The following is a 12,390-nucleotide window of genomic DNA, read 5'->3' as shown; positions in this document are numbered from 1 at the left end:
GGAATAGCGGGGAGTTGAACACGTGAGCGAAGCCGACGAGGCGCAGGAGCCCGTGAACGGTGCCGCGTACTTCGGGGAGGAGGCGAAGGCGCTACGTGAGTCCCTGGGGCTGTCTCAACCGAAGTTCGCTGAGAGACTGCACTACCAACAGGCGCAGGTCAGCAAGGTTGAGAACGGCACCGTACTTGCCTCAGAAGCCTTCGCGACGGCCATGGACCGGGTAGCAGGCACACCGGGCGTATACGTACGTCTCCGGGCGAAACTGAGTAAGCAAGGACATCCCGAATGGTTCATCCCGTACGTTGAACTTGAGAAGACGGCCGCGAAGGTTGAGGACTACTCAAACGCGTTCGTCATGGGCGCGCTACAGACTCCGGAGTACGCCGAAGCCGTCTACCGGGCAGCACACCCGCGCGAGACGGATGCACAGATCAAGCGCAGGGTGGAGCTTCGGCTTCGACGTAAAGAAATACTCGAACGTGACAATCCCCCGCTTCTCTGGGTAATCCTTCACGAATCGGTCTTGCGGGCGGAAGTTGGCAGCCCTGCCGTCATGGTCGGACAGCTTGAGCACTTGCTGACGATGGCGGCTAGCCCTCACGTCTCCTTGCAAGTCCTACGCTTCAAAGCGGGTGCCCCAGCGGCCGGACTCCCGTTTACCCTGCTTACGCAAGACGACGGGGCAACGGTCCTGTACTCAGAGACGACAGGGCAGGGGCACGTGAACGACTCCGCGACGGCCGTACGAGACTGGACGGCCACGTACGAGCGGCTACGCGCTTCGGCTGAGTCTGAGGCCCGGTCACTGCGCCTTATCCACTCGATCATGAAGGAACACGCGAATGAGCAGCACGCCGAACCCGCGCGCGATGCGCTGGGTTAGCAGCACGTACAGCGACGGGCAGGGGGGCCAGTGTGTGCAGTGGGCTCCTGACCACGCACGGGCCACAGGTGAGTTCTTGGTTCGGGACAGCAAGGCACCGGCCGGTCCGGCGCTTGCCTTCGATGGGGACGGCTGGGGCGACTTCGTGTCCGCGCTCAAGCGTGGGGAGCTGTCCGGCTGACGGTTGCCCCTGCTGTTACGACGAGCCGTGAAGCCCCGTCGCTCCGCCCGGAGTAGCGGGGCTTCCTGATACCCGCCCGTCGTTACTCTGCGTCTACCCCGCGGTGCCGGTCATGTCCGTTTCTGACCCGATTCACGGTTTGCCGGCTGCGGGGTGATCGTTTACTGAGGGTGAGAAACGCTGAGCCCCGCCGGTTGGCTTGTGCTGTCCGGCGGGGCTTCGTCGTCTAAGCGGTTCAGGTGTTCGTCAGGGTCCGTCGTCTGCGGGTCGGCGGCTGCCGGTAAGCCCGCTGGTCTGCCGTCATGAGGCACGCTGTAGCCGCTCCAGGGCTTCGACCCTGAGCCGGTCGTCCCAGACGGCCCAGGGGGTTTCTGCGGGCAGCCATGCGCCCGTTTCTTCGCTTCGCTTCCATGTCCACTCTCCGACGAGCCGCCCCGTGGTAAGGCAGTGCGCCGTGAGCCGGAACGAGTCGGCGGGGCTGTCTTCGAGCCGGATTGCCGCCCGGGGTGCGTGCGCGGCCAGCTCCGCCGTCAGCTCTTGCTCTGAGTAGACGTGCACCCGGACGCGCCGGACGCGCTTCGACTCGTGCCACTCGAAGTGTTGCCCGCCTCGTACAGGGGTGAAGATGCTCGTACGGATCTCCGCCGTAGGCACAACTCCCCCGCTTTTCTTGGTAGTTGTCGTTGTTGCTCCGTTCCTGGTCATATACCGCCCCCTGTCTCGAACAGGCGTTCGTGCCTGAGTCGTGAACGTTACATCTGGCAACTGACAGCGAGCAAGCAATATGCCCGTGGATCGCTGAGAGCCACATTCCCCGAACTTTCGACGCGCCTTCCCCTACCCACCCGGCATGAATTCCGAAACGCAGACGGAAGAAATCAGAAGTCCTTTCGCGTCTTCGCCTGATGACACGAGACGCAAAGGACTTGAACATTCCCGTCAACGTCTTCCCCGCCGCGCGCAAAGGGAATGATGTGGTCTACCTCAACAGCCGACGCGACGAACGAGCCGCCGCAATGAGCGCAGAACCACGCGCCAACCGCGCGCACTCGTCGGCGCAGACGAGCCGCCGCATTGTTCCCCCGCGCGATAGCAGCACGCCGCTTCCGGTGAGACTGCACAGACCGGCGACGCTCGTACGCCGCGTGATGCTCAGCGCATCGGCCCTTGTGAGTAGCCCACCCCCTACAGTCCAGGCAGCGCGTACGCATAGACCCCCCTACCCGTTGAACATACTCACGTGAGTATGTTCCCCCCTCGCCGTTTCAGTGCCCGCCCCCGGAGTCGAACCGGGAACCTCACGGGTCTAAGCCGTGCGCCTCGTACCTGTTGGGCTAGGCGGGCAGAGCGCTACACGCGCCCCCCGGTCAGGAAGTGGGCGGACAGCCAAGCCAGGAAGGCGACGAGGAGTCCCCGCCGTACCCACACAAGCCGACTGTCCCCCTTGATTGCCGCCCACTTCCACACGTGCGCGCCCAGGGTGTCGCCTTCGCGCTTGTTGAGTAGAGCCGTACCTTCGATCACGCCGAAGGCTGCCAGCCATACCAGCCAAGCAATCGTGTAGCCGTCCACCCTGCCCCCTCTTGTTGGTCGGTGCGAGAAGAGCGGTGACCCTCAGTCCGCCAGTGAGGCAACAAGCCAATCGGAAGGGTGCGCGGTAGTCCCGCTCTTCCCGCACATGTAATAGAGCGCTCCGACTTCCCGCAAACGGCCGTTTCGGGGTTTGCGGCGGAAAGTTTCTCGGGAAGGGCCGACGAGCCGGGGGAGCGGACGAGGAGCCGCCCCGGGTGTGATGAGTGGTGAAGCAAACGGGGTTTGGCTATTGACTATAGAAGTTTCTATGTTCGTTCCGAACCATGTAGTAGTTTCACCACTCACCACATAACCGCTGGTCAGAGCCTCATGCGCTGAGCCCGTCCGCCGCCGATCGTCACCGCTCCGGGCGCTGAGCCTGCCGACGGAGCATCCGCCGTTACCATTCCGTTATCTGCTGCGGGCATGACATGTGACGTGCGTCACAGTGGAGCGGAAGGCTCGTGCGCCTGTCTCCGGGCACAGAAGAGCCCCGGCAGGCTCACGGGTCCCGCCGGGGCTTCCTGGGCTGTTTCAGGGGCGCTCAGCGCCGCTTAGGCGGCTGCCGACAGTTCTACCGTCTCCACGCGTTCAATCGCCGTCAGCTCCTCAACGCTCGGATCAATGTCCCCGGTCATGTAGAAGCTGACGCGGGACTCGTCCAGGTACCGCCAGCCACCCCGGGACTTCGCGCGCCGAACGACCAGAACAGCCCCAGCGTCCCGGAGCATCTGACGCTTCCCCCGGGTATCCGCCTCGTGCCACTCGTCGGCGTACGTGCGGCCGGTTTCGATGACTTCCCGCCGGGGCTCAATCTTCGGACGGGCCTCAAGCTCAGCGAGACGAGCGTCCAGGGCGTCAGCGCGCTTCTGCCATGCCTGCCGCGCGGCGTTCGACTTCTGCCGCCCTTCCTGCCGCTGGTGCTCCTCGAACTCCGCCAGCGTCGCCGCAATCTCCGGAGCCGGATCGTAGCCCGGAGTCTCTACAACCTTCTTCACCTGGATTGAGCCAGCAATTCGCAGAAACTCACGCTCCGCGTACTCTTCGCACCATTCCATTTTGAGAGTGGCCGGACGGGGGCACTTGATGCCGTTCATGTGAGCGCCGCAACGGTAAGTTGAAGTCTTGCTAGTGGACTTCGACCCTGCCGACCGGCGGTGACGGTGCATGTTCTGTCCGCACCCCTCACACTTCGCCACTCGCGTAAGGAGCGCATTCGTGTCCCGGCGCTCCCAAGTTGAGTTACGCCATACTTCTTTCTTCGTCTCTTCAAGGAGCTTTGCGATTCCGTCGAACTCTTCGCGGGTCAGAACTTGCTCAGTGGAAGCCAGCACGGGGCGGCCCTCACTGTCCCGGACGGGCTTGTTGTTGTGCATCTTCCAACCGAGGAGCCGTTCCGAAGTGAGAAGTTCCCGGATCATGCCGCCTTTCCAAAGGAACCGCTCCTTATCAAAGCTCTCTCCCTGTCCGCCGGACTTGCCGCCGGGCTTACGCCCCTTCTTCAAGTTCCAGTAGTCGCGCGGGCAGGGAATACCCTCGCCGTTCAGTTCCATGGCAATTGCGTTGAGCATCTTTCCGGCTTTGAGGTCCCGAATGATGCGCTCGATTACCGCTACGGGTGCCGGACCGGTCTTCTCGTCAGGCTCCGTGTCGAGAACAAGCGTTGACCCTCCGCCCTCAAGAGGAACGGAAATGTAGCCGTACGGGGGACGAGAACCCCGCCAGCGGAGGGGCATCATGCGGATTGCCGCCATGGCACCGTTCACGCGCTCTTTGATCGCTTGAGCTTCCATCTGAGCCGCGAAGGCAAAGAGCGTGACCATGAGTTCCGCCATGGGATCAAGCGGGTTGCGGAAGTCCAACACGAGCCGTCCGCCGGGACCTTCCGCGAACACGATGACCTTTCGGTGTTCACGCGCCCACTTGGCAAGCTCGTGCATGTCCTCCATGCGCCGAACGGCACGGTCAAACCGCCAGAAGAACAGTGCGTCGAAGTCGTCGGGGCGCTTGAGCCACGCGCCCAACCCGGAGCGCTGAAACGGCGTGGTCTTGCTCGCGCTGACTCCTAGGTCAACGGCTTCCCGGTCGGCAAGGTCGAAGCCGAGTGCGGCAGCCGCGCGCCGGTTGGCGTCCCGCTGACGCTCGGGTGACGTGGTTTCGTCCGTGAGCACGGAGAGCCGCAGTGCGGAGACTCCCCGGAGCTGTGTCGTCTGAGTGTCCATGGCGGGGGTAGAGCGGGACGACTGCTCGTGTGCGCTGACCTGCGCCGTTGCCTGCATGATCCGGGCTCCAGATGCACTAGTAAGGAGCGTTCGGATTCACCGGCCCGTACACCATCGCCCGGCGGATGGACGCCGACGATCTGGACGCCCGCTCCATCGCGGCATACGACCCGGAGGCGTTCGCCGGCCTGCTGTCCCGCAAGCCGGCGGTGCACCGCTATCCCGGGTCGATGGCCGGGAGGGTGCAGCAGCTCTGCCGGTACCTGGTGGACCACTACGACGGTGACGCCGGCGCCCTATGGCGGGACGTGGCGGACGGCCGTGAGCTGCTGCGGCGGCTGAACGAGCTGCCCGGGTTCGGCAAGCAGAAGGCGCAGATCTTCACCGCGCTGCTGGGCAAGCGGTTCGGGGTGACGCCGCCGGGCTGGCGGGAGGCCGCCGGCGACTACGGCGAGCAGGGCTCCTACCGCTCGGTCGCGGACATCACCGGGCCGGATTCGCTGGCCCGGGTGCGGGCGTTCAAGCAGGAGGCCAAGCGGGCGGCGAAGGAGGGCAGGAGGGCGACATAGGAGGGCGGAGCGGGGCGGCGCGGGGTGGGGTGGGGTGGGGTGGGGTGGGAAATATGTGTGCCGGAGCGGGCATAAGGTGCAAGGCGGGCGGTTGGCTGGCAAGCTGCCCGCATGACTGCCGCGCCGCCCGGACAGGAACTGCCCCCGGCCCTGCGTACGGCTGCGCTGTGGAGCGCGGCCCTGCTGCTGATCGGGGCGGCGGTCGCCGGGGCGGTGTGGCTGGCCGTGATGCTGCGGTTCGCCGTGGTGCCGCTGATCATCACCCTGCTGGGGGTGGCGCTGCTCAATCCGCTGTCGGTGCGGCTGCAGCGCCTGGGCCTGCATCGCACCCTGGCGGCGGCCGTCACCACGGTGGTGCTGCTGCTGGCCCTGGCCGGCGGCGGCTTCCTGTTCGTCAAGTCGCTGGTGGACGAGGCCGGGGACATCGCCTCGGCGGTGGACGAAGCCGGGCAGGAGCTGTCGGGCCTGCTGGGGAACCTGCCGGGGGACGCGGCGCAGCAGGGCACCTCAGGGCTGCGGGAGCTGACCGACCAGCTCACCGATTCCGCCGCCCAGGGCCTGATGGGCGGCCTGAGCCTGGCCGCGCAGATCGTCACGGGCGGGATTCTGGCCCTGGTGCTGACCTTCTTCCTGCTGCGCGACGGCCATCGCTTCCCCCGGTTGCTTGCCACCCTGCCCGCGCCGCACAGCGACCGGCTGCTGGCCATCGTCCGCACCGGCTACCGGGCGATGGCCGGCTATATGCGGGGGACGACCCTGATCGCGCTGATCGACTCGTTCTTCATTCTGATCGGTCTGCTGGTGCTGCGGGTGCCGGGGGCGCTGGGGCTGTCGGTGCTGGTGTTCCTGGGGGCGTATGTGCCGTTCGTGGGGGCGTTTCTCTCCGGGACGCTGGCGGTACTGGTGGCCTTCGCCGACCGCGGGCCGGCCATCGCGCTGTGGACCCTGGGGGTGGTGGTGGCGGTGCAGCAGATCGAGGGCCAGCTGCTCCAGCCGGTCATCCAGAGCCGGACCGTCTCCCTGCATCCGGCGGTGGTGATGCTGGCCATCGCGGGCGGCGCGGGAGTGGCCGGGATTCTGGGGGCGCTGCTGGCGGTGCCGTTCGTGGCCGCGCTGTTCGCCATCGTGTCCGATGCCTGGCACGGACGGCTGACGGCCGGGCCGGCCGAGGGCGGGGAACAGGACTCCCACAGCGGCGGGAACAGCGGCGGGAATGGTGGCGGGGCCGCCGGCGGGGGATGAGCGGGGAAGAGGGCTGCCGCTTTAGTTCGACGTGTGACAAAATAGATGCATGTCGAAACGCGAGCCGCTGACCGTACTGGACCCCGAGGACGGCACCGGGGCGACCGCCTGCTGCCCGCCGCTGACCGAGCGCCCGCTGACCCCGGCCGAGGCCGAGCGTACCGCCGTGATGTTCAAGGCGCTCGGCGATCCGGTGCGGCTGCGGCTGTTCTCGCTGGTCGCCTCGCACCGGGACGGGGAGGCGTGCGTCTGCGACATCTCGGACGTCGGGGTCTCCCAGCCGACCGTCAGTCACCACCTGAAGAAGCTGCGGGAGGCCGGACTGCTCACCGCTCAGCGGCGCGGCACCTGGGTCTACTACCGGGTCGCGCCGTCCGTGCTGGCCGCCATGGGGCAGGCGCTGACCGTGCGGTCGTGAGCGGGCCGGGCCGGAGGGGATCAGGCGAGGGAGAGGAACAGTTTCTCCAGGCGGGCACGCATCTCGTCGCGGTCACCGGCGAGCAGCGGATCCTGCTCGCTCAGGCAGTGCTGGAGACCGGTGGCGATGATCGCGAAACCGGCCCGGTCCAGCGCCCGGGAGGCGGCCGAGAGCTGGGTGACCACGTCCTCGCAGTCCCGCCCCTCCTCGATCATCCTGATGATTCCGGCGATCTGGCCCTGGGCCCGGCGCAGCCGGTTCACCACGGACTTCATCTCGTCGGCTGTCATGGGCAGCTCCATGACGTGACGTCCCTCCTCCTCACGCATCCCCCGATATACCCCCGAGGGTATCGCACCCGTTCAGTGCAGGCCGAGGGCGCGGGTGAGCAGCGCCCGGGCCCGCTCCGCCGCCCGGGCGACGAGCAGGGCATGCGGATCGTCCTCGTCCTCCGCGGCACCGGCGTCGTCCGGCAGCGGCGGCAGCGGGGGCAGCGGGGGCAGCGGCGGCAGCGGGCGGGCCGGGCGGCGGCGGGCGGGCCCGGCGGGTGCGGGTGCGGCCTCCCCCGCACCCGGCCGCGCGCCGGCGGGCGGGCCGCCGCCGGTTCCGGGGGGCCGCCGGGCTTCGGCCAGGGCGGCGCGCAGCACGGCGTTCCTCAGCTCCGAACGGGCCCTCGCCGGCTCCCGGCCGCGCACCACCAGCAGCAGCTCCGGCTCCTCGTCCAGCAGCCAGGCCATCTGGTAGCCGAGCCCGGCGGCATGCGCGCAGCAGAACTCCGGGGCCCCGCAGTCGCACTCCGGCTCCGGCTCCGGCTCCCGGGGGTCGGGCAGCAGCGGCACCCCGCAGGCCTGTGCCGCGGCCAGCAGCTCGTCCGGCGGCCCGGCAGAGGACGGCTCCGCGGTCATGGCGGCCAGCAGGGCGGGCCGGCCCGCCGCCTCCTCCCACAGCCGTTCCCACTCCTCGTCCGCCAGCACGCGCAGCGCCAGCACGGTGCGGTGCCATCCGTCCTCGCCGTCGTGGACCCGGGCCGCGATCCGGCCCGCGCTCACCGTGATCGGGCCGATCCGCCCGGTCCGGGCCATGGTCCGGCCCCGGGCCGGCGACTGAGGGTCCACCACGGCCTGCTCCAGGGCCCGGCTCCAGGCCCGCGCCCAGCCCCCGCGGCCCCGTACCCGGCCGCCCTTGCGGGCCGGGAAGGCGGGAAAGCCGCGCGGGCGGACCTCGGACGGCGCCGGTGTGGCGTCGTCCTCGGCCGGGCCGGGAGGGGGAGACATCCGACTGCGTTTCCGTTCTGGCGTGGGCGGCGGGCGGGGGCCGGGGGTCAGTCCCGGCCGCGGAGTTCGACGAGGGCGGCGAGTTCCTCATTGGTCAGTTCGGTGAACGCCCGCTCCCCGGACGCCAGCACGGCGTCGGCCAGCCCGCGCTTGGCGGCCAGCAGCTCGGCGATCCGCTCCTCCACCGTGCCCTCCGCGATCATCCGGTGCACCTGCACCGGCCGGGTCTGGCCGATACGGTACGCACGGTCGGTGGCCTGCTCCTCCACCGCCGGGTTCCACCAGCGGTCGTAGTGGATGACGTGGTCGGCGCGGGTCAGGTTGAGTCCCGTGCCCGCCGCCCGGAGCGAGAGCAGAAAGACCGGCACCCGCCCCTCCTGGAACAGCCGCACCATCTCCTCGCGCCGCGGCACCGGCGTGCCGCCGTGCAGGAAGCGCACGGTGATCCGCCGGTTCCGCAGATGGCGTTCCAGCAGCCTGCCCATGGCCACGTACTGGGTGAAGACCAGGGCGGCGCCGTCCTCGGCCAGGATGGTGTCGAGCAGCTCGTCCAGCAGATCCAGCTTGCCGGAGCGGCCCGCGAGCCGCTGCGGCTGCCCGCCGTGCGGCTCGGCCGACTCCGCCAGGAAGTGGGCGGGATGATTGCAGATCTGCTTCAGGCCGGTCAGCAGTTTGAGCACCAGGCCGCTGCGGGCGATGCCGGCGGCCTGGCCGATCCCGGCCAGCATGGTCTCGGTGTGCCGCCGATAGAGCTCGGCCTGTTCGGCGGTGAGCTGCACCGGACGGTCGATCTCCGTCTTGGGCGGCAGCTCCGGCGCGATGCCCGGGTCGGACTTGCGGCGGCGCAGCACGAACGGACGGACCAGTTCGGCCAGGTGCCCGGCCGTCTCCGCCGCCCCGGCCGAGCCCGGGGCGGCGGCGAGGGGCGCGGCGAAGCGGGTGCGGAACCGGCCGAGGGAACCGAGCAGCCCGGGGGTCGTCCAGTCCAGGATCGACCACAGTTCGGTGAGGTTGTTCTCCACCGGGGTGCCGGTGAGCGCGATCCGCACGCCGCCCGGGATGCGGCGCAGCGCGCGGGCGGTGTCCGAACGCGGGTTCTTGGCGTGCTGTGCCTCGTCGGCGACGACCATCCCCCAGCGCGGGACCGCGGCGAGCCGCCGCACGTCCTGCCGCATGGTGCCGTAGGTGGTCAGCACGAAGCCGCTCCGCCCGTCCGCCGCCCCCGAGCCGTCCAGGCCGTCCAGGCCGTCCAGGCTGCGCCGGCCGCCGTGGTAGCGGCGGACCGGCGTGCCGGGGGCGAAACGCTCGATCTCCCGTTCCCAGTTGCCCAGCAGCGAGGCCGGGCAGATCACCAGGGTCGGCCCGGCGGTGGCCGGGTGCTGCGCGCGGAACAGATGCAGGGCGATGAGCTGGACGGTCTTGCCCAGGCCCATGTCGTCGGCGAGGCAGCCGCCGAGCCCGAGCGAGGTGAGGCGGTGCAGCCAGCGCACCCCGCGGATCTGGTAGTCGCGCAGGGTGGCGTGCAGTCCCTCGGGCCGGTCGGGCAGCCCGCCGGCGGCGGCGGACTCCGCCGGTTCGGTCAGCCGCCGGCGGAGCGCGGACAGCCAGGGGCCAGGCGCGGCGGCCACCTGGGTGCGGCCCACGGTGATGTGGCCGGTCAGCGCCGCGCTCAGGGCGTCGATGGCGCCCAGCGGGGGCAGGTCTGGCTCGGCGGCGCGGCGGGCGGTCCGGCCGTCGATCAGGGTGCGGCGTCCGCGCAGCAGGACCACCGGCTCGGCGGCCCGGGCCAGGGCGGCGGTCTCGGCGGCGGTCAGCGGGGTGTCGTCGCCCGCCGGCCGCAGCAGCCAGCGCACCGGCACGGTGCCGTCGTCGCCGAAGAAGCCCCGGGCGCCGGCGGCGTCGGCGGCGCCGTCCGGCGGCGGGGTGCGGCCGGCGCCGACCTCCACCGTGTCGCAGCGGATCCGGCCGAGGTCCCCGGGCAGTTCGACGTCCACGCCGTGCGCGCGCAGCCGGGCGCCGGCCCGGTCGAGCAGCTCGCCGGCGTCCGCGGCGGAGAGCCGGAGCGGGCCGGACGGCGCGGCGGCCAGACGTTCCAGCGGCTGCCACAGCCCGGCGGCGCGGCGCAGTTCGCGCACGGCCTCGGCACGGGCGGTGGGGCCGAGCGGATGCCGGACGGCGCCGCCGGTGCCGCCGTCCCCGCCGGCGAGCACCTCGGCGGCGTCGGCGGCCAGGGAGGGATCGGCGAGCGAGTAGACCCGGGGCACCAGATGCACGGCCCATTCGCCCGGCCGGCCACGGCGCGCGGTGAGCCGGAGCCGGAGCACCAGCCGCAGACCGGAGTCGATACCGGCCGCGATCTGCTCGGCCCAGGCGCGCAGCTGGGGGACATGGCGCGGCTCGGGCGCGGCGAACGGCGTGGTCGCGCCCTCCTCGCGGGGCAGGGTGTCGGCCACCGCGTCCAGAAACCGGCGCAGCAGCCGGGCCGGCTCCCGCTCCTGCGGTGCCGGGGCCGGGGCGCCGTCCGGCGGCGGGCCGGCGCAGGCCCCGGCCGGGGCGGCAGCGGCGAGTTCGTGCAGGCGGCGGGCGTCCTCGGCGTCCAGCGGACCGGCCCGCCAGGCGTCGTAGCCGGCCGGTGAGACGCCGGGCAGCAGGCGGCGGCGGGCGGTCAGATGCAGGGCCAGCGCGGCGGCCGTGCCCCAGAACGCCGCCGCCGGATGCACGGCGCCGCCCTCGTCCCAGCGGCGGCGGGCGTCGAGCAGCACCGGCAGGGCCTCGGCGACCGGCATCCGCAGCACCGGGTGCGGCCGGCCCGGGGACCCGGCGCGGCCCCCGCTTCCGCCGCCGTCCGCCCCGGGCACCTCGTCAGCAGCCGCCGAAGCTCCGTCCGGGTGCCAGAAGACGAGCCGGCCGGTGCGCGGCGGATCACCCGGCTCGAACCCCACCGCGCAGCCCGCCGGCGGCGCGCACCGCTCCTTTGTCATACCGGCCTGCCCCGCTTCCCGTGCCCGCCCGCCGCCGTGCCCGTGGGCGGCAGGACATCGTGCAGCAGGCTGCCGGGCGGCGCAAAAGAAATACGGCTATTGAGAGATGCGTCACCCGGAGCCCACCAGCCATCATGACCGCATGCTGATGGACCGCCGCGAGCTGGCCGGTTTTCTGCGCCGTTCCCGGGAGCGGCTGCGTCCGCACGAGGCCGGGCTGCCGGCCGGTCCCCGGCGCCGTACGCCGGGCCTGCGCCGCGCGGAGGTCGCGCAGCTCGCCGGCATGTCCGCGGAGCACTACCTCCGGCTGGAGCAGGCACGGGGCCCGCAGCCCTCCCCCCGGGTGCTGGCCTCGCTGGCCCGCGCGCTGCGCATGACCGGGGACGAGCGGGACCGGCTGTATCTGCTGGCCGGGCACCACCCGCCGGCCGGGCCGCAGGCCGCCGACCATGTCAGCCCCGGCCTCCAGCACCTGCTGGACCGGCTCACCGACACCCCCGGCCGGGTGCTCGGCGAGCTGGGCGACGTGCTGGCGCAGAACGCCATGGCCGGCACGCTGCTGGGCGAGGTGTGCGCCGCCTCGGAGCTGGGCCGCAACCTGGTCTGGCGCTGGTTCGCCGACCCGGACGCGCGCCGGGTCCATGCCCGCGAGGAGCACGAGCTGTACAGCAGGCTGCATGTGGCGGAACTCCGCGCCGCGGTGGCCCGCCGGCCGGCGGACGACCCGGCGGCGGTACGGCTGGTGCGGCGGCTGTGCACCACGAGCGAGGAATTCGCCCGGCTGTGGGAACGGCCGCCCGAGGCGGAGGTCCGGCGGCCCGGCCGGGTCCGGGTGCTGCACCCGCTGATAGGTCCGGTGGTGCTGGACCGCGAGATCCTGCTGGCGCCGGAGGCGGGCCAGCGCCTGGTGGTGCTCACCCCGCCGCCGGGCAGCGACGCGGCCGGGCGGCTGGCGCTGCTGCGCACCATCGGCCGCGAACGCCCGCCCTGGCCGTCCCCCGCGCACCCGCACTGACCCCCGGGCGCCGCCGCGCGGGGCCGCGGCCGG

General features: G+C 71.0%; 11 protein-coding genes, 1 tRNA gene and 1 pseudogene. 6 read left to right on the top strand and 7 right to left on the bottom strand.

Annotated elements, in window-relative coordinates; all coding sequences use genetic code 11:
- Nucleotides 1-22: 22 nt before the first annotated feature.
- Together BM242_RS09855 and BM242_RS09850 are read left to right on the top strand one after the other, a co-directional pair.
- Nucleotides 23-883: a helix-turn-helix domain-containing protein gene (locus BM242_RS09855; RefSeq protein ID WP_093838365.1), complete on the top strand. Its 861-nt coding sequence runs from the start codon at nt 23-25 to the stop codon at nt 881-883.
- A complete protein-coding gene (locus BM242_RS09850; RefSeq protein WP_093838364.1) occupies nt 843-1,064 on the top strand; it encodes a DUF397 domain-containing protein in 222 nt (73 codons plus the stop codon). The genes BM242_RS09855 and BM242_RS09850 overlap by 41 nt, the downstream gene beginning before the upstream one ends.
- An 878-nt stretch (nt 1,065-1,942) precedes the next feature.
- Here BM242_RS09850 and BM242_RS09840 read toward each other — a convergent pair.
- From BM242_RS09840 to BM242_RS09825, 4 genes are all read right to left on the bottom strand, one after another.
- On the bottom strand, nt 1,943-2,275 hold the full coding sequence (locus tag BM242_RS09840) for an HNH endonuclease (RefSeq protein WP_093838362.1): 333 nt from the start codon (nt 2,273-2,275) through the stop codon (nt 1,943-1,945).
- Nucleotides 2,276-2,333: 58 nt separating this feature from the next.
- Nucleotides 2,334-2,408: transfer RNA gene (locus tag BM242_RS09835), tRNA-Leu, on the bottom strand.
- A 6-nt stretch (nt 2,409-2,414) separates the two neighbouring features.
- The gene (locus BM242_RS09830; protein ID WP_093838361.1) at nt 2,415-2,636 is read right to left on the bottom strand and encodes a hypothetical protein; all 222 of its coding nucleotides are present in this window, start codon (nt 2,634-2,636) and stop codon (nt 2,415-2,417) included.
- 554 nt (nt 2,637-3,190) lie between these two features.
- Complete coding sequence (locus BM242_RS09825; protein ID WP_093838574.1) at nt 3,191-4,858, bottom strand: recombinase family protein; 1,668 nt, start codon at nt 4,856-4,858, stop codon at nt 3,191-3,193.
- Nucleotides 4,859-4,947: 89 nt separating this feature from the next.
- Here BM242_RS09825 and BM242_RS09820 point away from each other — a divergent pair.
- The 3 genes and pseudogenes from BM242_RS09820 to BM242_RS09810 form a co-directional block, all read left to right on the top strand.
- Nucleotides 4,948-5,427, top strand: a pseudogene (locus tag BM242_RS09820) (HhH-GPD-type base excision DNA repair protein); the annotation flags it as partial.
- A 111-nt stretch (nt 5,428-5,538) separates the two neighbouring features.
- Nucleotides 5,539-6,669, top strand: a complete 1,131-nt coding sequence (locus BM242_RS09815) for an AI-2E family transporter (RefSeq protein ID WP_093838359.1) — start codon at nt 5,539-5,541, stop codon at nt 6,667-6,669.
- A 49-nt stretch (nt 6,670-6,718) separates the two neighbouring features.
- The gene (locus BM242_RS09810; RefSeq protein ID WP_093838358.1) at nt 6,719-7,087 is read left to right on the top strand and encodes an ArsR/SmtB family transcription factor; all 369 of its coding nucleotides are present in this window, start codon (nt 6,719-6,721) and stop codon (nt 7,085-7,087) included.
- Nucleotides 7,088-7,107: 20 nt separating this feature from the next.
- On the opposite strand, the gene BM242_RS09805 is transcribed toward BM242_RS09810, so the two are convergent.
- The 3 genes from BM242_RS09805 to BM242_RS09795 are packed head-to-tail and all read right to left on the bottom strand — an operon-like array spanning nt 7,108 to nt 11,342.
- On the bottom strand, nt 7,108-7,389 hold the full coding sequence (locus BM242_RS09805) for a metal-sensitive transcriptional regulator (protein WP_093838357.1): 282 nt from the start codon (nt 7,387-7,389) through the stop codon (nt 7,108-7,110).
- 60 nt (nt 7,390-7,449) lie between these two features.
- On the bottom strand, nt 7,450-8,361 hold the full coding sequence (locus BM242_RS09800) for a hypothetical protein (RefSeq protein WP_093838356.1): 912 nt from the start codon (nt 8,359-8,361) through the stop codon (nt 7,450-7,452).
- Nucleotides 8,362-8,408: 47 nt separating this feature from the next.
- Nucleotides 8,409-11,342, bottom strand: coding sequence for a DEAD/DEAH box helicase (locus BM242_RS09795; protein ID WP_093838355.1), 2,934 nt, complete (start codon nt 11,340-11,342; stop codon nt 8,409-8,411).
- Nucleotides 11,343-11,484: 142 nt separating this feature from the next.
- Here BM242_RS09795 and BM242_RS09790 point away from each other — a divergent pair, with 142 nt between their 5' ends.
- On the top strand, nt 11,485-12,357 hold the full coding sequence (locus BM242_RS09790) for a helix-turn-helix transcriptional regulator (protein ID WP_217652421.1): 873 nt from the start codon (nt 11,485-11,487) through the stop codon (nt 12,355-12,357).
- The last annotated feature ends 33 nt before the right edge of the window (nt 12,358-12,390 follow it).

The sequence above is a fragment of the Streptomyces aidingensis genome (assembly GCF_900112355.1).
GTDB lineage: Bacteria > Actinomycetota > Actinomycetes > Streptomycetales > Streptomycetaceae > Streptomyces > Streptomyces aidingensis.
Note: the sequence above shows the minus strand (reverse complement) of the source record. Positions and strands in the feature narration are given on the sequence as shown.